The organism is Streptomyces ficellus, from assembly GCF_030406405.1.
Lineage (GTDB): Bacteria > Actinomycetota > Actinomycetes > Streptomycetales > Streptomycetaceae > Streptomyces > Streptomyces ficellus_B.
Genome location: NZ_JAUEPL010000040.1, coordinates 46,043 through 65,722 on the forward strand (window position 1 = coordinate 46,043; position 19,680 = coordinate 65,722).

The 19,680-nt window shown below is 71.2% G+C and carries 20 protein-coding genes; 13 read left to right on the forward strand and 7 right to left on the reverse strand.

Going from position 1 to position 19,680, the window contains the following annotated elements:
- Window positions 1-157 precede the first annotated feature (157 nt).
- Window positions 158-610 (reverse strand): ATP-binding protein, encoded by a 453-nt coding sequence (locus QWM81_RS23175; RefSeq protein WP_290114240.1) that lies wholly within the window; start codon window positions 608-610, stop codon window positions 158-160.
- Window positions 611-843: 233 nt separating this feature from the next.
- On the opposite strand from QWM81_RS23175, the gene QWM81_RS23180 reads away from it, so the two are divergent.
- From QWM81_RS23180 to QWM81_RS23220, 9 genes are all read left to right on the forward strand, one after another.
- The gene (locus QWM81_RS23180; protein WP_290114241.1) at window positions 844-1,605 is read left to right on the forward strand and encodes a hypothetical protein; all 762 of its coding nucleotides are present in this window, start codon (window positions 844-846) and stop codon (window positions 1,603-1,605) included.
- Window positions 1,606-1,690: 85 nt separating this feature from the next.
- Entirely contained in the window at window positions 1,691-2,443 is a 753-nt protein-coding gene (locus tag QWM81_RS23185; protein ID WP_290114242.1) for a YcnI family copper-binding membrane protein, read from the forward strand.
- Between the two features lie 36 nt (window positions 2,444-2,479).
- Window positions 2,480-3,187, forward strand: a complete 708-nt coding sequence (locus tag QWM81_RS23190; protein ID WP_290114243.1) for an SCO family protein — start codon at window positions 2,480-2,482, stop codon at window positions 3,185-3,187.
- Window positions 3,184-3,705 carry a copper chaperone PCu(A)C gene (locus tag QWM81_RS23195; RefSeq protein WP_435372430.1) on the forward strand — a complete coding sequence of 174 codons (522 nt, stop codon included), beginning with the start codon at window positions 3,184-3,186 and terminating at the stop codon, window positions 3,703-3,705. The genes QWM81_RS23190 and QWM81_RS23195 overlap by 4 nt, the downstream gene beginning before the upstream one ends.
- Window positions 3,706-3,727: 22 nt before the next feature.
- Entirely contained in the window at window positions 3,728-5,647 is a 1,920-nt protein-coding gene (locus tag QWM81_RS23200) for a copper resistance CopC/CopD family protein (protein ID WP_290114244.1), read from the forward strand.
- A gap of 47 nt (window positions 5,648-5,694) precedes the next feature.
- Complete coding sequence (gene efeB, locus QWM81_RS23205) at window positions 5,695-6,885, forward strand: iron uptake transporter deferrochelatase/peroxidase subunit (protein WP_290114261.1); 1,191 nt, start codon at window positions 5,695-5,697, stop codon at window positions 6,883-6,885.
- A gap of 43 nt (window positions 6,886-6,928) precedes the next feature.
- Window positions 6,929-7,864: a prephenate dehydratase gene (gene pheA / locus QWM81_RS23210; RefSeq protein WP_290114245.1), complete on the forward strand. Its 936-nt coding sequence runs from the start codon at window positions 6,929-6,931 to the stop codon at window positions 7,862-7,864.
- A gap of 524 nt (window positions 7,865-8,388) precedes the next feature.
- Complete coding sequence (gene serS, locus QWM81_RS23215; RefSeq protein WP_290114246.1) at window positions 8,389-9,666, forward strand: serine--tRNA ligase; 1,278 nt, start codon at window positions 8,389-8,391, stop codon at window positions 9,664-9,666.
- Window positions 9,663-10,469, forward strand: a complete 807-nt coding sequence (locus QWM81_RS23220) for an HAD family hydrolase (protein WP_290114247.1) — start codon at window positions 9,663-9,665, stop codon at window positions 10,467-10,469. Before serS ends, QWM81_RS23220 begins: the two co-directional genes overlap by 4 nt.
- A 200-nt stretch (window positions 10,470-10,669) precedes the next feature.
- Here the strand turns inward: QWM81_RS23220 and lpdA are convergent, their stop codons facing one another.
- Window positions 10,670-12,073, reverse strand: a complete 1,404-nt coding sequence (gene lpdA, locus QWM81_RS23225; RefSeq protein WP_290114248.1) for a dihydrolipoyl dehydrogenase — start codon at window positions 12,071-12,073, stop codon at window positions 10,670-10,672.
- Window positions 12,074-12,190: 117 nt separating this feature from the next.
- Here lpdA and QWM81_RS23230 point away from each other — a divergent pair, with 117 nt between their 5' ends.
- Window positions 12,191-12,865: a FadR/GntR family transcriptional regulator gene (locus QWM81_RS23230; RefSeq protein ID WP_290114263.1), complete on the forward strand. Its 675-nt coding sequence runs from the start codon at window positions 12,191-12,193 to the stop codon at window positions 12,863-12,865.
- Between the two features lie 71 nt (window positions 12,866-12,936).
- Window positions 12,937-14,220 (forward strand): CynX/NimT family MFS transporter, encoded by a 1,284-nt coding sequence (locus tag QWM81_RS23235; protein WP_290114249.1) that lies wholly within the window; start codon window positions 12,937-12,939, stop codon window positions 14,218-14,220.
- Here QWM81_RS23235 and QWM81_RS23240 read toward each other — a convergent pair.
- From QWM81_RS23240 to QWM81_RS23260, 5 genes are all read right to left on the reverse strand, one after another.
- Window positions 14,217-14,450 carry an SGM_3592 family protein gene (locus QWM81_RS23240; protein WP_290114250.1) on the reverse strand — a complete coding sequence of 78 codons (234 nt, stop codon included), beginning with the start codon at window positions 14,448-14,450 and terminating at the stop codon, window positions 14,217-14,219. The genes QWM81_RS23235 and QWM81_RS23240 overlap by 4 nt on opposite strands.
- Before the next feature lie 105 nt (window positions 14,451-14,555).
- Window positions 14,556-15,275: an ABC transporter permease subunit gene (locus tag QWM81_RS23245; protein WP_290114251.1), complete on the reverse strand. Its 720-nt coding sequence runs from the start codon at window positions 15,273-15,275 to the stop codon at window positions 14,556-14,558.
- A gap of 24 nt (window positions 15,276-15,299) precedes the next feature.
- Complete coding sequence (locus QWM81_RS23250; protein WP_290114252.1) at window positions 15,300-16,211, reverse strand: ABC transporter ATP-binding protein; 912 nt, start codon at window positions 16,209-16,211, stop codon at window positions 15,300-15,302.
- Between the two features lie 49 nt (window positions 16,212-16,260).
- Window positions 16,261-17,154, reverse strand: coding sequence for an ABC transporter permease (locus QWM81_RS23255; RefSeq protein WP_290114253.1), 894 nt, complete (start codon window positions 17,152-17,154; stop codon window positions 16,261-16,263).
- On the reverse strand, window positions 17,151-18,188 hold the full coding sequence (locus tag QWM81_RS23260) for an ABC transporter ATP-binding protein (protein ID WP_290114255.1): 1,038 nt from the start codon (window positions 18,186-18,188) through the stop codon (window positions 17,151-17,153). Before QWM81_RS23260 ends, QWM81_RS23255 begins: the two co-directional genes overlap by 4 nt.
- 206 nt (window positions 18,189-18,394) lie before the next feature.
- Here QWM81_RS23260 and QWM81_RS23265 point away from each other — a divergent pair, with 206 nt between their 5' ends.
- Together QWM81_RS23265 and QWM81_RS23270 are read left to right on the forward strand one after the other, a co-directional pair.
- Window positions 18,395-19,237, forward strand: a complete 843-nt coding sequence (locus QWM81_RS23265) for a M24 family metallopeptidase (RefSeq protein ID WP_290114257.1) — start codon at window positions 18,395-18,397, stop codon at window positions 19,235-19,237.
- Window positions 19,237-19,680, forward strand: a 444-nt coding sequence (locus QWM81_RS23270) for an alpha/beta fold hydrolase (protein ID WP_290114258.1), incomplete at its 3' end; no start/stop codon positions are given. The genes QWM81_RS23265 and QWM81_RS23270, both read left to right, overlap by 1 nt.

Sequence of the window (19,680 nt, forward strand, 5' to 3'; positions counted from 1 at the left end):
GTACGGGAAGGTCCCCCGCCGTCATGTCGGTGGGGGACCTTCCGCGTCACAGGCATGAGGCCGCGCTCGGCGCGCGGCCGTGCGGGAACTGCGGCCGGCCGTACGGTTGTTGGCGCGGCGGGCCGTGTGCCGGGAACGACAGACCCGGGACGGTGGTTCAGGACGCGACGAGCGGGGCGTCCGTACGCCACTTGACGATCTTGTCGAAGCTCACCACCGCGCCGCCCCGTCCCGATCTGTTGCCGATGTGCACATGGTCGGCCAGCTCTTCGATCAGGCGCAGGCCGCGCCCGCTCTCCGCCTCAGGGGCGGGTCTGCGGACCGTCGGTGGGGGGCCGGCGGGAAATCCCGGGCCTGAGTCCGCCACTTCGATGCGGCACTTCTCGCCGTCCAGATACGCGGTCACCCTGAATTCCGCGGAGGGTTCCCCGGCCGCCGTCCGCCCGCCGTGCTCCACCGCGTTCGCACACGCTTCGGTGAGGGCGAGCGACAGATCGTAGGAGATGTCCGGGTCGACTCCCGCGGTCTCCATGGTGCCGAGCAGGAGGCGACGGGCGAGCGGAACGCTCGCAGCCTCGCGCCGCAAATGGAGAGACCACCAGATGCTCATGCTCCAGCCTCCTGGCCGCGGCTCGACATACCGTTACGTATTGCCCCCACTTCTCGGCGGTAAGCGCGGGGTTGACGCGCTGGCCCTCGTTCGGCGGATATGCGTAGCCCGTACGCCCGTGTATGTCGGCGCCTGTCGCACTCTGTCCGGACCTCTCGGACTCCGGCGGCCAAGGCGGACCTTTGGGACCTGCCGTGTGGAGGCGAAGGGGGCAGTGCGATGATGGCCGGGCCATGTTTGCCCCGTCCGCTGGTCCGCGGCTGCTGAGGGCCGCGGTGTTCACCGCGGTCTGCCTCGTGCTGTCCGCGCTGGGGCATGTGCTCGCCGCCTGCGAGACCGTCCCCTGGTGGACGCTGCTCCTCGGCTTCCTGTGCGTCTTCGCCATCACCGTGCCGTTCGCGGCGCGCGAACGGTCCCTTCCGGTGATCGCCACGGCGCTGGCGGGCGGGCAGCTGGCGCTGCACACGCTCTTCGGGCTCGGTGAGCGGCAGCAGCTGGCGGTGGGCATCGGTGACCAGGCGGACGACGCCCTGATCCGGATGGCCGCCAAGCTGGTGTGCGGGGCGGGCGCGGCGTCGCTCACCCCCGCCGACGCCCACCGGATCATCACCACCGCCGGCCTCGACCCCGCCCTGGCGCACGCCGGGCACATGGCCGAGCCCGGCGCCGGGCTGTGGCCCAGCCTCCCCATGCTCCTCGGGCACCTGCTGGCCGCCGTCGTGACCGGCTGGCTGCTGCGGCGCGGTGACCTCGCGCTGATGGCGATGGCCGACCTCTCCACGCGTGGCGCCGACGGAGCGCTCGTACGCTCGCTGCGCGCCGCCCTCGTCCTCGTACGCGCCCTGGTGGCCGGGCTGCCCGTGCTGCCCGCGGGCGGGCCGCGACCGCCGCGTACCGATGACTACGCCGCGCCGCCCGCAGCGGCGGACGCGCTCCAGCACACGGTGATCAGGCGCGGCCCGCCGGCCGTATCCCTCTGCGTCCTCGCAGCCTGACACGGCCCGCTCAAGGGGAGTGGTGCCGTGGTGCGCCCGTGTGCGCACGCCTGTCGCCACCATTCACGTGGAGTGTGTTGTCGTCATGAACGTTTCCCGTATCGCCCTCGCCGCCGGCGTCGCCGTCTCCTCCGTCGTCCTGCTCTCCGGGACCGCCTTCGCGCACATCAGCGTGCAGCCGCAGGGCGAGGCCGCCAAGGGCGGATACGCGACCGTCCACTTCAAGGTCCCCAACGAGCGCGACAACGCCTCGACCGTGAAGGTCGAGGTCGCCCTCCCCGCCGAGCACCCCCTCGCGTCCGTCTCGACGCAGCCCGTCCCGGGCTGGAAGGCCCAGGTCACCAAGGCGAAGCTGGCCAAGCCGCTGGAGGTGCACGGCAAGCGGATCACCGAGGCGGCCACCAAGATCACCTGGACCGCGGCCGGTTCGAAGATCGCGCCCGGCGAGTTCCAGCAGTTCACCGTCTCGCTCGGGCAGCTCCCCGAGAACGCCGACAAGCTCGTCTTCAAGGCCCTCCAGACGTACGACAACAAGGAGGTCGTGCGCTGGATCGAGGAGCCGAAGAAGGGTGCTCCCGAGCCGGAGACCCCCGCGCCCGTCCTGGCGCTGTCCGCCGCCACGGACGACCACCACGGTGGCGGCGCGGCCGCGAAGAACGACGGTGCCGACGAGGCCGAGGACGCCGGCAAGGGCGACGGCCACGGTACGGAGGAGACCGCCGCGGCGGCCTCCGACTCCACTGACACCACCGCCCGCGTCCTCGGCACGGTCGGCATCCTGGTCGGTGCCGCCGGTGTCGCCTTCGGCGTCCTCGCCGGGCGCCGCCGCTCCGCCTGACGGCCGCCGTCACCCAACCCCGCGAGAAAGAACACCATGCACATCGACAAGACCGACGAGCAGTCCCGGCCACGGCGGCGTGGCGCCCTCATCGCGCTGACCGCCGCCGTGGCCGCGGCCGCCGTCGCCGCCGGCCTCGCCCTCACCGGGGGCGAGGCCGGCTCGACCGGCTCCGGCAGTTCCGTCGCCCAGGTGTCCGCGAACGCGCCCGCCAAGGCCGCGACCGTACTCGACCGGCCCTTCACCAAGCCCGACCTCGTACTGACGGACACCAAGGGCCAGAAGTACGACCTCCGTGAGCGGACCAAGGGCAAGCCGACGCTGATCTTCTTCGGCTACACCCACTGCCCCGACGTCTGCCCGCTGACGATGAGCAACATCGGCATCGCCAAGAAGAAGCTCCCCAAGGCGGACCAGGACAAGCTCCAGGTCATCTTCATCACCACCGATCCGGACCGGGACACCCCCGCCGAGCTCGCCACATGGCTGCCCTCGGCCGGTGACCCGTCCTTCACCGGCCTCACCGGCGACTTCTCGGCCATCCAGGCGGGCGCGCGACAGCTCGGCATCGGCATCGAGCCGCCGACGAAGGAGAAGGACGGCACGGTCGTCTCCATGCACGGGGCGCGGGTGATCGCGTTCTCCCCGAAGACCGACGAGGGTTACGTCGTGTACGGCGAGGACACCACCTGGAAGGACTACGCCAAGGACCTCCCGAAGATCATCAAGGGGCAGAACCCGTGAGCCGCCCCCGCACCGCCGGCACCTCCCTGGCCGCCACCATGGCCCTCGCGGGGGCCCTGGCGCTCGGCGGGTGCTCCTCCGGGGCCTCCGCCGGTTCCTCCGGCTCCGCCTCCGCCGACGAACCGGAGCTCACGGTCAGCGGCGCCTTCATGCCGCAGCCGGTGGGCGACATGGCCGGCGGGTTCCTCACCGTCACCAACAAGGGCGGCGCGGCGGACACGCTCACGTCCGTCACCAGTCCGCTCTCCGACGACATCGGGCTCCACGAGTCGAAGAACCAGAAGATGCGGCAGGTCGCGTCCTTCGGCATCCCCGCCAACGGCGAACTGAAGCTCGAACGCGGCGGCAGCCACATCATGTTCATGAACATCAAGCGGAAGCCGAAGCAGGGCGACACGGTCGAGATCGAGCTGCACTTCCGGAAGTCGGACCCGGTGAAGGTGCGGCTCCCGGTCGAAGCGGCCACCCACAACCCGGCCACCGAAGATCCGGCCACTGAAGATCCGGCCCACCACTAGCCAGTTGGGGGACTGACACACCATGACGGCCACCACCGCCCCACGCTTCGGGCCCGCCCTCGCCCGGCTGCTGCTCGTCGCCGCGGCACTGCTCGGCGCGCTGTTCAGCAGCGCCGCGCCCGCGTCCGCGCACGCCGCGCTGACCGGGAGCGACCCGAAGGACGGGGCGGTGGTCGCCACCGCGCCCAAGGGCGTCACGCTCACGTTCTCCGAGCAGGTCGCCATGGGCGACGACTCGATCCGCGTCCTGGAACCGAGCGGCAAGCGCGCCGACACAGGAGAGCTGCGCGACCTGGGCGCCGGGTCGGTCGTCAGGTACGGCGTGACCCTGCACGCCGGGCTGCCGGACGGCACGTACACCGTCGCGTGGCGCGCCATCTCCGCCGACAGCCACCCCATCTCCGGGGCGTTCACCTTCTCCATCGGCGCGCCGTCGGAGACGACCGTCGCGCTGCCGAAGCAGGAGGCGGGCGGCGGAGTCGTCGGGGTGCTGTACGGGATCGGGCGCTATGTCTCGTACGCCGGTTTCATCCTGCTGGTGGGTGGGGCGGCCTTCATCCTCGCCTGCTGGCCGCGCGGGGCGACCGTACGGCCGCTGCAACGGCTCGTCGTGCGCGGGTGGGTGGCGCTGACGGCGGCCACGCTGGCGCTGTTGCTGCTGCGCGCTCCGTACACCGCCGGTTCCGGGTCGCTCGGTGACGCCTTCGACCTCGGCGCGCTGGGCGAGGTGCTGGAGACCAAGACGGGCGCGGCGCTGGTCTCGCGGCTGCTGCTGCTCGGCGCGGCGGCGCTGTTCGTGGCCGTGCTCTTCGGCGCGTACACCAGGCGCGAGGGCGAAGGGGAGGGGGAGGCGGAGAAGAAGGACCTGACCTTCGGGCTCGCGATCGGCGGGACCGTCGTCGCAGCCGGGATCGCCGGTACGTGGGCGCTCTCCGAGCACGCCTCGGCCGGGCTCCAGCCGGGCATCGCGATGCCGGTCGACGTCCTGCACCTGCTGGCGATGGCCGCCTGGCTGGGCGGGCTGGCCGCGCTGCTGGTCGCCCTCCACCGGGAGCCGTCGATCGAGGCCACGGCGGTACGCCGGTTCTCGCGGCTCGCGTTCGGCTCCGTGGTGGTGCTGGCCGCGACCGGGATCTACCAGTCGTGGCGGCAGGTCGGCTCCTGGTCGGCGCTGACCGGCACGGAGTACGGGCGGCTGCTGCTGCTCAAGGTCGGGCTGGTGGTCGTGCTCGTCGGCGTGGCGTGGATCTCGCGGCGCTGGACGGAGCGGCTGGCGGAGACGGCCGCCGTGCCGGATGAGAAGGACGAGGACGAGCACGAGGACGCCGACGAGCCGGTCACCGTGCCCGACGACGTACCGCGGGAGCGCGCCGCCCAGCTCGCCCGCCAGCAGGCCGCCCTCGCCACCGCCCGCGCCCGGCGCGTCCGCGACGCCGACCCGGGGCGGGCCGGACTGCGCCGTTCCGTGCTCGCCGAGGCGGGCGTCGCGGTGGTGCTGCTCGCCGTGACGACCGTACTGACGACGACCGAGCCGGGCCGTACGGTCGAGGAGGCAGGCCGCGCGCAGGCCTCGTCGTCCTCGCCCGCCGTACCGGACCGGCCCATCGACCTCACGCTGCCCTTCGACACGGGCGGCGCCGCGAACGGCAAGGGGACGGTACGGCTCAGCCTCGCCCCGGGCCGCTCCGGCGCGAACGCGATGCATGTGTGGGTGAACGGTGCCAACGGGCGGCCCCTGGACGTACCCGAACTGAAGGTGTCCTTCACGCTCCAGGACAAGCAGATCGGGCCACTGCCCGTCACGCCGGACCGCGTCGCGGCCGGGCACTGGAGCTCGGAGGGCGTACAGATCCCGATGCCCGGCGAGTGGACGATCCGGGTGACCGTCCGCACCTCCGACATCGACCAGACCACCATCGACAAGAACGTGAAGATCGGCTGACCGTGAACGACCACGTGGACATCTCCCGGCGACGGCTGCTGGGCACCATGGGCGCGGCCGGCGCGACCGGGCTGGTGCTCGGCGCGGCCGGTGGCGCCACGACGTACGCCGCCACCGCCGCAGGCCCCGGTACGGCCCTGTCGACGGTCGGCTCGACCGGCGTGCCCTTCCACGGCCCGCACCAGGCGGGGATCACCCAGCCGTTGCAGGCGCGCGGCCACCTGGTCGCCTTCGACCTGGCCCCGGGGGCCGGGCGCAAGGAGGCCGCCGCGCTGATGCGCCGCTGGTCGGCGGCTGCCGAGCTGCTGATGGCCGGGAAGCCGGTGGGCGAGGCGGACAGCGGGGTGGCCCTGGACGCGGGCCCGTGCTCGCTGACCGTCACCTTCGGCTTCGGCGCGTCCTTCTTCGGCCGTACGGGGCTGGAGGCGCGGCGGCCGGTGGAGCTGGACCCGCTGCCCGCCTTCTCCTCCGACCGGCTCGACCCCGCCCGCTCGAACGGCGACCTGTGGGTGCAGATCGGCGCGGACGACGCGCTGGTCGCCTTCCACGCCCTGCGCACGATCCAGAAGGAAGCGGGCCTGGCTGCGAAGGTGCGCTGGCAGATGAACGGCTTCAACCGTTCGCCGGGCGCCACCGCACACCCGATGACCGCCCGCAACCTGATGGGCCAGGTCGACGGCACCGGCAACCCGAAGCCGTCCGACCCGGACTTCGACCAGCGGATCTTCGTCCCGGCGGGCGGGACGCAGCCGTGGATGGCGGGCGGCTCGTACGCCGTCGTCCGTCGTATCCGGATGCTGCTGGACGACTGGGAGAAGCTGCCGCCGGCCCGGCAGGAGCAGGTCATCGGGCGGCGGAAGGCCGATGGCGCACCGCTGACGGGCGGGACGGAGACCACGGAGATGGACCTGGACAAGACCGGTCCAAATGGGCGGCTGGTCATCCCCGACAACGCGCACGCCCGCATCTCGGCGCCCGAGCAGAACGGCGGGGCGGCGATGCTGCGGCGCCCGTTCTCCTTCCACGACGGGATCGGCCCGGACGGGACGCCGGACGCGGGGCTGCTGTTCATCGCCTGGCAGGCCGATCCGCTCACGGGCTTCGTCCCGGTGCAGCGGAAGCTGGACCGGGGGGACGCGCTGTCGCCGTTCATCCGGCACGAGGCGAGCGGCCTGTTCGCCGTGCCGGGCGGACCGGCGGAGGGCGAATACGTGGGCCAGCGGCTTCTGGAGTCATAACGTCCCGAGCCGCGACCTCCCGAGGAGCATTAGGGTGACCGGTATGTCGGCCACGCGCTATACGTATCTCGGTCCCGAAGGCACCTTCACCGAAGCCGCCCTCCGTACGCTCCCGGAAGCGGCCACGCGGGAACTCGTGCCGATGGTGTCCGTGCCGGCGGCTCTGGACGCCGTACGCAACGGGGAGGCCGCCGCCGCTCTCGTACCGATCGAGAACTCGGTGGAGGGCGGTGTCACCGCGACCCTCGACGAGCTGGCGTCCGGCCGGCCGCTGATGATCTACCGCGAGGTGCTGCTGCCCATCGCGTTCGCGCTGCTGGTGCGGCCCGGCACGAAACTGTCGGACATCAAGACCGTCACCGGGCACCCGGTCGCCCAGCCGCAGGTGCGCAACTGGCTGCGGGCGCATCTGCCCGAGGCGGTGTGGGAGTCGGCCGCGTCGAACGCGGACGGCGCGCGGCTGGTGCAGGAGGGGCGGTTCGACGCGGCTTTCGCGGGCGAGTTCGCGGCGGCGACGTACGGCCTGGAGGCGCTGGTCACCGACATCCACGACGCCGAGAACGCCGAGACCCGCTTCGTGCTGGTCGGCCGCCCGGCCCGGCCCGCCGCCCCGACGGGTGCGGACAAGACGTCGGTCGTCATCTGGCAGCGCGAGGACCATCCGGGTGCGCTGCTGGAGCTGCTCCAGGAGTTCGCCGCCCGGGGCGTGAACCTGATGCTGCTCCAGTCGCGGCCGACCGGTGCGGGGATCGGCAACTACTGCTTCGCCATCGACGCCGAGGGCCATATCTCCGACCGGCGGGTGGGCGAGGCCCTGATGGGCCTGAAGCGGATCTGCGCGAACGTGCGCTTCCTCGGGTCCTACCCCCGCGCGGGTGTGGCGGCCGAGGACGTGCGGCCGGTGCGGCCCGGGACGTCGGACGCGGACTTCACGGCGGCATCGGACTGGCTGGCGCGCTGCCAGGACGGCCGGGCCTGACGGGTCCGTTGCCGCTCGCCGGTCCGCTGCACCGCTGCACCGCTGCACCCGCTGCACCCGCTGCCCACAGAAGTTATCCACAGGGAGGCTTCTCGACCTGGGGACAAGTCGACAACACAAGCAGGCGAGGTCGAGACGAAGTCGACAAATCGCCGCAGGCACCCCAGCGGGGCGCACAGTGCGGCACGTCGGCCGCGTCACCTCAATTCCATTGATCACCACTTTAGAGCAGGAATTCCCACCCAAATGAGTGCTCGGGCAGGGTTTGATCACGGAATCCAGGGCATCCGGAAGGGCTTTTGGGGAGTTTCCGGATGATCAATTCCGCAGTCCACAGATCTTCCGCACAGCCTGTGGATAACACAGGAGACCTGTCGATATCTGTGGACAACCCTCTGGCGGCCGGGGCATTTGATCAATTTGTCCCGACCCAAGAATTCCCACTGATTCCGACAATTCGGTCAAAGTGACACGCGTGACATATCGGCTGGGTCGGCGTCGGCACGCACCGGTAGCCTGGTGGGGTGATTGACCTTCGCCTGCTCCGTGAGGACCCCGACCGTGTTCGCGCCTCCCAGCGCGCCCGTGGAGAGGACGTCGCCCTCGTCGACGCCCTGCTCTCCGCCGACGAACGGCGCAGGTCGTCCGGCGTCCGCTTCGACGAACTCCGCTCCGAGCAGAAGGCGCTCGGCAAGCTGATCCCCAAGGCCTCGCCCGAGGAGCGCGCCGAGCTCCTGCAGAAGGCCGAGCAGCTCAAGACCGACGTCAAGGCGGCGGAGGCCGAGCAGAACGAGGCCGACGAGGAGACCCGGCGGCTGCTGCTCCAGCTCGGCAACCTCGTCCACCCCGACGTCCCGGTCGGCGGCGAGGAGGACTTCGTCGTCCTGGAGACGCACGGCACCATCCGCGACTTCGGCGCCGAGGGCTTCCAGCCCAAGGACCACCTGGAGCTCGGCGAGGCGCTGGGCGCCATCGACGTCGAGCGCGGCGCCAAGGTCTCCGGCTCGCGCTTCTACTACCTGACGGGCGTCGGCGCGCTGCTGGAGCTCGCGCTCGTCAACGCGGCCATCGCACAGGCCACGGAGGCCGGGTTCATCCCGATGCTCACGCCCGCGCTGGTCCGGCCGCGCGCCATGGAGGGCACCGGCTTCCTCGGCCAGGCCGCCGAGAACGTGTACCACCTGGAGAAGGACGACTACTACCTCGTCGGTACGTCCGAGGTGCCGCTGGCCGCTTACCACATGGACGAGATCCTCGACGCGGACAAGCTGCCGCTGCGGTACGCGGGCTTCTCGCCGTGCTTCCGCCGCGAGGCCGGCACGTACGGCAAGGACACGCGCGGCATCTTCCGCGTCCACCAGTTCGACAAGGTGGAGATGTTCTCGTACGTCGCCCCCGAGGACGCCGAGGCCGAGCACAAGCGGCTCCTGGAGTGGGAGAAGCAGTGGCTGACGTCGCTGGAGCTGCCGTTCCAGGTGATCGACGTGGCGACCGGTGACCTGGGCGCCTCGGCGTCGCGGAAGTACGACTGCGAGGCGTGGATCCCGACGCAGGGCAAGTACCGCGAGCTGACGTCCGCCTCCAACTGCGACAGCTTCCAGGCGCGGCGGCTGGCCGTGCGCATGCGCGAGGGCAAGAAGGTACAGCCGCTCGCCACGCTGAACGGCACGCTGTGCGCCGTGCCGCGCACGATCGTCGCCCTGCTGGAGAACCACCAGCTCGCGGACGGCTCGGTGCGGGTCCCGGAGATCCTCCGCCCGTACCTCGGCGGCCGCGAGGTGCTGGAGCCGGTCTCCACGTGACCTCGTTCCCCTACAAGCTGATCGCGACCGACCTGGACGGGACGCTGCTGCGCTCCGACGAGACGGTCTCGCAGCGCACGCGTGACGCGCTCGCCGCCGCGACGGCGGCGGGCGCCGCGCACATCGTGGTCACCGGCCGCGCCGTCCCCTGGACCCGCCACATCCTCGACGACCTCGGGTACGACGGCCTCGCCGTCTGCGGGCAGGGCGCGCAGGTCTACCACGCGGGCGAGCACCGGCTGCTGACGTCCGTGACGCTGGACCGGCAACTGGCCGGGCTGGCCCTGTCGAAGATCGAGGCGGAGGTGGGCCCGCTGGCCATCGCCGCGAGCCGCGACGGCCTCGACGGTGACGTCCTGGTCGGCCCCGGTTACCACGTCCAGGAGGGCCCGCTGCCGTTCCTGCCCTTCGAGAACCCGGCCGACCTGTGGTCCGCCCCGCTCAACAAGGTCTACATCCAGCACCCGGACCTGGACGACGACACCCTGGCGCGCGTCGCTCGCGAGACGGTCGGCAACCTGGTGGACGTGGTCATGGCCGGCGCGGGCGTCGTCGAGATCCTCCCGCTGGGCCTGAGCAAGGCGACGGGCCTGTCGCTGGCGGCCCGCCGGCTGGGCGTCAGGTCGACGGAGACGATCGCGTTCGGCGACATGCCGAACGACATCCCGATGTTCGCCTGGGCGGCGCACGGCGTGGCGATGGCCAACGCCCATGAGGCCCTGAAGGCCGTCGCCCACGAGATCACGGCCTCCAACGAGTCGGACGGCATCGCGGTGGTCCTGGAGCAGTTGCTGAGCGCCTGATCCCACGGCCCCGTCGTCGGCACCCGGGGCGGCCCGCGCGTAGGGAAACGCGCGCTCGAAGCGGCCGTCCCCGGGCACCTGGCCCCCGTGTGTGCGCTGCCCGACCAATGTGCCCGGCACGCACGGCGCGGCGCCACCGAATTAACCGTGACGCCGCGCCATCGACTCCGTACCGCTGTACCGCTGTACCGCTGTACCGCTCAGAAGTTGATCATGTGGCCCGCGAGCCCGTGCACGGCCTCCTTCACGGCTTCGCCCAGCGTCGGGTGCGCGTGCACGTTCCGCGCCACCTCGTGGACCGTCAGATCCCACTGCTGCGCCAAAGTCAGCTCGGGCAGCAGCTCCGTGACGTCCGGCCCGATCAGGTGGGCGCCGATGAGCTCGCCGTACTTCGCATCGCTGATCAGCTTCACGAAACCGGTCGTGTCACCGAACCCGTGCGCCTTGCCGTTCGCCGTGAACGGGAACTTCGCGACCTTGACGTCGAAGCCCTGCTCGCGCGCCTGCTCCTCCGTCCAGCCGAAGCTGGCGATCTGCGGCTGGCAGTAGGTCGCGCGCGGAACCATGACGTAGTCCAGCTCCATCGTCTCGGCGTCCGCGATCGTCTCGGCGGCGATCACACCCATGGCCTCGGCCGCGTGCGCGAGCATCAGCTTGGCGGTCACGTCACCGATCGCGTAGATGTGCGGCACCGACGTACGCGCCCGCCCGTCCACGTCGATCGCGCCGCGCTCGGTGAGCCGTACGCCGGTCGCCTCCAGCCCGTACCCCTCGACGTTCGGCGCGAAGCCGATCGCCTGGAGCACCTTGTCGGCCTCCAGGACCTGCTGCGTCCCGTCCTTCCCCGTGACGGTCACCCGTACCCGCGGCCCGGACTCGTCGATCGCGTCGACCCGCGTGGACGTCAGCACGTCGATCCCCAGCTTGCGGTACTGCTTCGCGAGCTCGGCCGAGACGTCCTTGTCCTCCAGCGGCGTCACCCGGTCCAGGAACTCGACGATGGTGACCTTCACGCCGTAGTTGTGCAGGACGTACGCGAACTCGATCCCGATCGCGCCCGCGCCCGCGATCACGATCGACTGCGGCAGGTCCTCCGTGAGGATCAGCTCCTCGTACGTCACCACGCGCTCGCTGCGCCGCGTACCGGGCAGCAGCCGGGGCGTGGCGCCGGTCGCGATGATGCAGTGGTCGAACGAGATCGTGGTGGTGCCACCGTCCGGCTGCGCCACCCGCAGGGTGTTGGCGTCGAGGAAGGTACCCCGGCCGGTGAACTCGGTGATGCCGTTCTTCTTCATCAGGTAGTGGACGCCCTTGACGCGGCCGTCCGCGACCCGCCGGCTGCGCCGGAACGCCTCGCCGTAGTCGAAGGAGACCTCGCCGTCGACCTTGATGCCGTACGCCTTGGCCTCGTGGGTGAAGAGGTGGGCGAGTTCGGCGTTGCGCAGCAGGGCCTTGGTGGGGATGCAGCCGACGTTCAGGCAGACACCGCCCCAGTACTTCTCCTCGACCACCGCGACCCGCTTGCCGAGCTGGGCGGCGCGGATGGCGGCGACGTATCCGCCGGGGCCTGCTCCGAGTACGACGACGTCGAAGCGGTCTGACATGGCGTGCTCCCCAGTGTGTGAGTGCGGTGAGTGCGGGTGGTGCGGACGTCCGTGCCCACAGTAATCCGGCGGGCAAGTTGTAGGATGACCGGGCAAGTGGCGAACGGAGTAACGATGATGGCGCTGAAGGCAGCGGGCCGGACCTCCCTGGTGGACGCCGTCGTCGAGCAGCTGCGCGGCCAGCTCACCGGTGGTGAGTGGATGGTCGGGGACCGCATCCCCACCGAGCACGAGCTCGCCGAGCAGCTCGGTGTCGGCCGCAACACCGTCCGCGAAGCGGTCCGCGTCCTCGTCCACGCCGGCCTCCTGGAGTCCCGGCAGGGCAACGGCACGTTCGTCCGCTCCACCGCCGACCCCGCCGCCGTGCTGCGCACCGTGCGGGCCGCCGGCGCGCTGGACGTACTGGAACTGCGCGCGGCCCTGGAGACGGAGGCCGCGCGGCTGGCGGCGGTACGGCGGGACACCCACGACCTGCTGCGGCTGCGCGCCGCGATGACCACGCTGCGCGAGGAGGGCGACCGGTCGGCCGACGCGGACCTGGCCTTCCACCGGGCGGTGGTCGAGGCCACGCACAACGCCGCCTTCGCCGAGGTGTACCGGTTCTTCTCGGCGCAGGTGCACGAGAGCCTCGTCGAGGCGCTGGGCGACCACCGGATGCCGGCGATCGACCTGGACCTGCACCAGGCGCTGGTCGTAGCCATCGAGGCGGGCGACGCGAACGCGGCCGTAGACGCGGCGCGGGAGTTGCTGCGCGCTCCGATGGAGACGGTCAGGGCGATCGTCGGCCGCTGAATCCCCCTCCTCTGTACAGAGGTCTCCCTCTCCAGAGAGCTTCTACGTTGACGTTGAGAAAGGTGCTTGTCTTGCCACGCCCGGACGCCGGTGCCCCTGCCCAAGCCGATCAGTTGTTGCCGGACGCGGAGGCCGATGTCCGGCCCTCTGCCCAAGGCGCTGCCGCGCGGCGGGCTCTCCTGGCGCATCCGGTACTGCTGCTCGTCGGGATCGTGCTGGCCTCGCTGAACATGCGGGCGGCGCTGGCGAGCGTGTCGCCGCTGGTGGGTGAGATCAGTGGGAGCTTCGGGCTGTCCTCGACGGCGAGTTCGCTGGTGACGTCCGTACCGGTGCTCTTCCTCGGCGTGGGCGCCCTGGCCGCCCCCTGGCCGGCGCGGCGCTTCGGTACCGAACCGGTGCTGCTGGGCGCGCTGTTGCTGCTGGGCGCGGGCGTCCTCGTCCGCGTCCTGCCCTCCCCGTACGCGCTGTACGGCGGCGGTGTCCTGGTCGGCACGGCCATCGCGCTGCTCAACGTGCTGATGCCGGGCCTGATCAAGCGCGACTTCCCGGACCGGGCCGCGTCCATGACGTCCCTCTACACGGGCGCGATGATCGCGGGCGCGACGGTGGCGGCCGCCGCGTCCGTGCCGCTGGAGCGGGCGTTCGGGGGCAGTTGGGAAGCGTCGCTGGCGTTCTGGTCCCTGCTGGCGGCGGTGGCGGCGGTGGCGTGGCTGCCGCAGGTGCTGATCGCCCGGGGCCGTACGGGCCATGAGGTGCGCGTCGCGGCCGCCTCCGCCGGTTCCGGCCGCGGTGTCTGGCGCTCGGCGCTGGCCTGGCAGGTCACGCTCTTCATGGGACTGCAGTCCCTGTGGACGTACGTCCTGATCGCCTGGATGCCGACGATCTTCACCGATCACGGGATGAGCGCCTCGACGGCCGGTGTCCTCTTCGCGTTCAACAACCTCATCCAGGTCGCGGGCGCGTTCCTGGTGCCGCTGCTGGCCGGGCGGATGCGGGGCCAGCGCCCGCTGGTCGTCCTGGTGACCTCGCTGGTCGGGGCCGGGTACGTGGGTCTGATGCTCGCCCCGGTGGCGGGCGCCTGGCTCTGGTCCGCCGTACTGGGCGTCGGGCAGGGCGGCGCGGTGGGCCTGGCTCTGACGCTGATCGTGCTGCGCAGTGGGGACGCGCCGACCGCGGCACGGCTGTCGGGCATGGCGCAGACGGTCGGGTACCTGCTGGCGGCGGCGGGGCCGCTCGCGGCGGGCGCGGTCCATGAGGCGACGGGCGGCTGGACCGTACCGATCGCCCTGGTGCTGTGCGTCTGCGCGGCGGCGCTGGTGGTGGGCCTGCTGGCGGCCCGCGACCGGAAGGTCTAATCAGCGCCCTTACGGCGCCGCCATCTGCGCCGGTGCTCGCGGCGGGCCCGGCTGAAGAACCAGCCCGCCGGGGGCTCGTCGGAGCGCCAGGGCTGCGGCTCGGGGGGCCGGTTGCGCCAGCGGGCGGCGAGCATCCGGGCGCGGGCGGACGGCTCGGCGGTCTCGGCGGAGCGTATGAAGTCGTTGTCCAGTTCGACGTCGTCCCACGGGTCGTCGGGGTCAGCGGCCATGGTTGCCTCCTCCGTACGCCAAGTGTGCCCACCGGATTGTCAGAACGGTGTGAGGAGGCGTAAGGGCCCTCCACGCGCGCGTGAAGGGCCCTTACGTACGAGCGACTACTCGTCGCCCGCCAGCGTCAGCGTCCGCAGCTTCTGCCCCGCGTACCAGGTCGCCGCCACCGTCACCCCCGCCAGCAGCACCACCGCGACCGGCAGGCCGACGTCCGAGGCGACCAGCCCCTCGCCGCTCCCCTTCTCCGCGACGGCCAGCGCCCACTGCTGCACGCTCAGGGTCTTGGCGCCCTCGATGAGGCTGCCGAACAGGGCCTCCCACACCAGCGCGTAGACCAGGCCGATGACGACCGCGTGCCGGCTGACCGTACCCAGGAGCAGGAAAAGCGCGCTGTACGCGATCGAGGCGACCAGCGCGGCGACCGTGTACGCGACCGCGACCTGCTGGCCGTTGCCGTTCAGGATCAGCCCCGCCAGGAAGGTCGGGACGGCAGAGAAGACCATGGTCACGGCGATCGCGACGATCAGCTTGGTGAAGATGATCGTCGGCCGTTTCACCGGCTTGGCGAGCAGATAGACGATCGAACCGTCGTCGATCTCCGGCCCGATCGCGCCGGTACCGGCGATGACGCCGATCAGCGGCGTCATCGTGGCGAGCGCGAACCCGCCCAGTACGTCGGCGGCGATCTGGTCGTCGGCGCCGTTGAAGCCCCGGACGGCCGCCGCGATGAGCAGCAGCAGGGCGGGCAGGACGAAGAGGATCGCGGCCCGTCGGCGGCCGAGCAGGGCCCGGTAGGTGAGCCGGGCGACTGTGGGGTTGTACATGGTGGAGAGGTCCCTTCAGAGCGCTCAGGCCGCGACGAGGTACGAGAAGACCGACTCCAGGGACTCGTCCGAGGGCGAGACCGTGAGCAGCCGGATGGAGTGCGCGCGGGCGACCCGTGGCAGCAGTTCCGTGAAGCGCCCGAAGTCCACCGCCTGGATGCGCAGGGCGCCTTCGGCGACGTCCACGTCGATGCCGGCCGTCGACGGGTCGGCGATCAGTGCGGCGGCCAGGGCGCGGTCGTCGCTGGAGCGGACCAGGTAGCGGTGCGGCCGGTCGGTCATCAGCCGGCGGATGCGCCGGAAGTCGCCGCTCGCCGCGTGCCGCCCGGCGACGATCACCTCGATGTGGGAGGCGAGCTGCTCGACCTCCTCCAGGATGTGGGACGAGAACAGGACCGTACGGCCCTGCGCGCCCATCCGCCGCAGCAGCTCCATCAGCTGCATGCGCTGGCGCGGGTCCATGCCGTTGAACGGCTCGTCCAGCAGCAGCACGGAGGGGTCGTGGACAAGCGCCGAGGCCATCTTCACGCGCTGCCGCATGCCCTTGCTGTACGTCGCGATCTTCCGGTCCTGCGCGTACTCCATCTCGACCGTCGCCAGGGCCCTTTGGGCCTCGGTCGCGCCCAGTCCATGCAACTCGGCGTTGGCGACGACGAATTCGCGGCCGGTGAGGAAGTCGTACATCGCCTCGCGCTCCGGCACGACGCCGATCTGCCGGTAGACGGACTCGTTGCGCCAGATCGGCTGCCCGTCGAGGGTGACCGTGCCGGTGGAGGGGGCGAGGAAGCCGCCCATCATATTGATCAGGGTGGATTTTCCGGCCCCATTGGGGCCGAGCAGTCCGGTCACGCCCGGGCCGACGCCCATCGTGACGTCGTTGACGGCGACGACGTTCCCGAACCACCGTGAGACGTGGTCGATGTGAAGAGTGCTCATGGGCGCAGCCCATTCCTTGGCAGGGTGGTGGCGGGCGACGGGAGGGAGGTCACAGACCGACCTTTCGGTAGCGGCGCATGAGGACGGCGTACGAGCCCACCACGAGCGCGAGGACGACCAGCAGGTAGACCACGCCGACACCGGCGCCGGGTCCGGCTTGGCCGGGGAAGGACGACGTGGCGCCGAGGAAGGCGGTCTGTACGCCGTCGATGAGGGTGATCGGGGAGAACAGGCCCAGCCACTTCACGGCGCCCAGGGAGTCGGTGCTCCAGGCGATGGCCTGGAGGGTGGAGACGGCCCCGTACGAGATGGTGAGGGCGGCGATGACGGCGGCGACGCCGAAGCCGCGGCGCGGCGTCAGCGCGGCCATGACGAGGCCGATTCCGCCGAAGAGGAGGGAGAGCAGAGCCACGGAGACCAGTCCCTGTGCGAAGCCCTTCGTCTGCTCGGCGAAGTCCATCTTCGCCAGCAGCGACCCGATGTAGAGGATGAGCAGCGGCGAGGCGGTCAGGACGAACAGCGCCGATGCCATCGCGCCGTATTTCGCCAGGACGTAGTCGACGCGCTCGATGGGGCGGGAGAAGTACAGCGGAACGGTCTTGAAGCGCAGATCACGGGAGACGGACTGCGGGGCCTGCGCGGCGAGGTACAGCCCGATGAGGGCCTGCGTGAAGATCGCATACCGCGTGTAGTCCAGCGGCAGGTCCTTCACCTTGGTGGCCACGGCCACGGCCACGACGACCAGCGCGGGGATGCACATCACCGCGAACAGGATCATCGGCAGCACCTTGGACTTGGCGCTGCGGCCCAGTCCGTAGGCGCCGCGCAGCGACTGCGAGAACAGCGAGCGGCGCGCGTACGCGCGGCCGAGGCGCGGTCCGTCGTAGTCGCGGTAGCCGATGTTGTGGATCTGGGTCTCGGCGCGAGTGGTGGGGGTGCTCATCGGGCCTGCGCCTCCTGGGGCTGGGCCGCGGCCGCCTCCGGTCGGAAGACCTCGGCGATGTGGTGGCGGCGCTGTTCCATCCGTACGAGGCCGAGCCCCAGGTCGGCGACGGTGTCGCGCACGATGTCGTACGTCTCCTCGCCCGTCGCCTCCAGCAGCAGGACGTGGCCGGCGCCCGGCAGACCGTCCGCTGTTCCTTCGGGAGCCCCGTGGATCGCGATGCCGGCCGCCGTGAGCGCCTTGCGGAGGGCGGCCGTGCCGTCGGGGTGCGTGTCGGTGTCGGTGACCTCGACGGCGAGGGTGGCGGTGAGCTGGGTGAAGTCGCTGGTGGAGCTGGAGCGCAGCAGCCGGCCGCCGTCGATGACGACGACATGGTCGCAGGTGCGTTCGAGCTCGCCGAGCAGGTGGGAGGTGACCAGGACGGAGATGCCGAAATCGGTGTGGACGCGGCGGATCAGGCCGAGCATCTCGTCGCGGCCCACCGGGTCCAGGCCGTTGGTCGGCTCGTCGAGGAGGACCAGCTTGGGATCGTGGACCAGGGCTTGCGCGAGCTTCACACGCTGCTTCATGCCGGTCGAGTAGCCGCCGATGGGGCGGTAGCGCTCCTCGTACAGGCCGACGTGGCGCAGCGTGTCGGCGGTCCGCTCGCGCGCGGCGGTGGGCGGCAGCCCCGACATGCGCGCCATGTGGACGACGAACTCGGTGGCGGAGACGTCCGGCGGCAGGCAGTCGTGCTCCGGCATGTAGCCGACCCGCTCGCGGATGGCGGTGCCGCTGGTGGCGACGTCGAGGCCGAGGACTTCGGCCCGGCCTTCGGTGGCAGGGGACAGGCCGAGCAGGATCTTGATCATGGTGGACTTGCCGGCTCCGTTGGCACCCACCAGTCCGGTCACACCGGGCCCGATGTCCAGGGAGAGCCGGTCGAGAGCGGTCACTCCCCCTCGCTTCGCTGGGGGGACCCCCGTGGGGAACCGCTTGCTGAGGCTTTCGGTCGCGATCACAGTCACGCCTTCGACGGTAGTGGCGCGGGCCACAGTCAGGCGTCAGACCAGGCGGCTGGATCGGTGTCCGACTCCAGGCGTACGGGCCCGTAGGGGGACCCGCCCACGGTGGGGGCTCCGGGCGGGGTTTTCCACAGGGCGCGCACGACTCTTGACGCAGCCGCCGAGCATTGTCACATTCATCAGTGTCACGTTACGGACGCGTAGCGCTCCTACCGCACACGGGACGGACTGGTGGCATGGGCTCTGTTGGGACAGCGGAACGCACCACGGAAGAGCTGCGCGGCTTCAGGGAAGTCCAGCGCCTCGCGTACGCATGCGCGGAGGCGGTCGCCGCGCAGCTGAAGCCGGGGGTGACCGAACGCGAGGCGGCGCGGATGCAGCGCGAGTGGCTGCGCGAGCGCGGAGTGCGGGACTGGTTCCACCTGCCGTTCGCGTGGTTCGGCGACCGCACGGCGTTCGTGAACTTCCGGATACCGCTCCAGTTCTTCCCCACGAACCGGCGGCTGGAGGCGGGGATGCCGTTCATCCTCGACATGGCCCCGGTGTACCAGGGCTTCACCGCCGACATCGGGTACTCGGGCTGCCTGGGGCCGAACCCGTTGCACGACAAGCTGCTCGCCGATCTCCGGGCGCACCGCGAGCTGATCCTGCGCGAGGTGCGCGAGCGGCGCCCGCTGCGGGAGATATACGAGGACGTGGACCGGCTGATGGTGCGGCAGGGGTACGCCAACCGGCACCGCGCGTATCCCTTCGGCGTGATCGCGCACAAGGTCGGCCGGGTCGGCGAGCGCCGCTGGTCGCCGACGCTCTTCGGGTTCGGTACGCAGGCGCTGAAGGGGCTCGCGAGCGACGCCCTCCACGGCCACCGGGACGGCTGGTCACCGCTGTGGTCCCCGTACAGGTTCTCCGACCATCCCCCGCGGCCGGGGCTGTGGGCGGTCGAGCCGCACCTCGGCTTCCGGGGTACGGGCGCGAAGTTCGAGGAGCTCCTCGTGGTCACCGACTCCAGGGACCCCGAGCAGAGCGCTTTCTGGCTGGACGACGATCTGCCGCATGTGCGGCGCTGGGAGGCGAACTGATGGCGCTGCGGGGCGCGCGGGAGCGCTGGGTGCGTACGGGAGGGGTCGAGCTGTGCGTCGCCGAACTGGGTGACGGCTCACGGCCGACGGTCGTGCTCGTGCACGGCTACCCGGACTCGAAGGAGGTGTGGTCAGAGGTCGCCGAGCGGCTCGCCGAGCGGTTCCATGTGGTGCTGTACGACGTGCGCGGCCACGGCCGCTCGAGCGCGCCGAAGCCGCTGCGCGGTGGCTTCACGCTGGAGAAGCTGACCGACGACTTCCTGGCCGTGGTGGACGCGGTGAGTCCGGACCGGCCCGTCCACCTGGTGGGACATGACTGGGGCTCCGTGCAGTCCTGGGAGTTCGTCACGGTCAAGCGCACCGAGGGCCGCATCGCGTCCTTCACCTCGATGTCCGGCCCCTCGCTGGACCACTTCGGGCACTGGATCAAGAAGCGGACGACC

Bases quoted from the DNA above. Each gene is read 5' to 3' on its own strand.
- QWM81_RS23175 (WP_290114240.1), bottom strand. From the start codon at position 610: ATGAGCATCTGGTGGTCTCTCCATTTGCGGCGCGAGGCTGCGAGCGTT.
- QWM81_RS23180 (WP_290114241.1), top strand. From the start codon at position 844: ATGTTTGCCCCGTCCGCTGGTCCGCGGCTGCTGAGGGCCGCGGTGTTC.
- QWM81_RS23185 (WP_290114242.1), top strand. From the start codon at position 1,691: ATGAACGTTTCCCGTATCGCCCTCGCCGCCGGCGTCGCCGTCTCCTCC.
- QWM81_RS23190 (WP_290114243.1), top strand. From the start codon at position 2,480: ATGCACATCGACAAGACCGACGAGCAGTCCCGGCCACGGCGGCGTGGC.
- QWM81_RS23200 (WP_290114244.1), top strand. From the start codon at position 3,728: ATGACGGCCACCACCGCCCCACGCTTCGGGCCCGCCCTCGCCCGGCTG.
- efeB (WP_290114261.1), top strand. From the start codon at position 5,695: ATGGGCGCGGCCGGCGCGACCGGGCTGGTGCTCGGCGCGGCCGGTGGC.
- pheA (WP_290114245.1), top strand. From the start codon at position 6,929: ATGTCGGCCACGCGCTATACGTATCTCGGTCCCGAAGGCACCTTCACC.
- lpdA (WP_290114248.1), bottom strand. From the start codon at position 12,073: ATGTCAGACCGCTTCGACGTCGTCGTACTCGGAGCAGGCCCCGGCGGA.
- QWM81_RS23230 (WP_290114263.1), top strand. From the start codon at position 12,191: ATGGCGCTGAAGGCAGCGGGCCGGACCTCCCTGGTGGACGCCGTCGTC.
- QWM81_RS23240 (WP_290114250.1), bottom strand. From the start codon at position 14,450: ATGGCCGCTGACCCCGACGACCCGTGGGACGACGTCGAACTGGACAAC.
- QWM81_RS23245 (WP_290114251.1), bottom strand. From the start codon at position 15,275: ATGTACAACCCCACAGTCGCCCGGCTCACCTACCGGGCCCTGCTCGGC.
- QWM81_RS23250 (WP_290114252.1), bottom strand. From the start codon at position 16,211: ATGAGCACTCTTCACATCGACCACGTCTCACGGTGGTTCGGGAACGTC.
- QWM81_RS23255 (WP_290114253.1), bottom strand. From the start codon at position 17,154: ATGAGCACCCCCACCACTCGCGCCGAGACCCAGATCCACAACATCGGC.
- QWM81_RS23265 (WP_290114257.1), top strand. From the start codon at position 18,395: ATGGGCTCTGTTGGGACAGCGGAACGCACCACGGAAGAGCTGCGCGGC.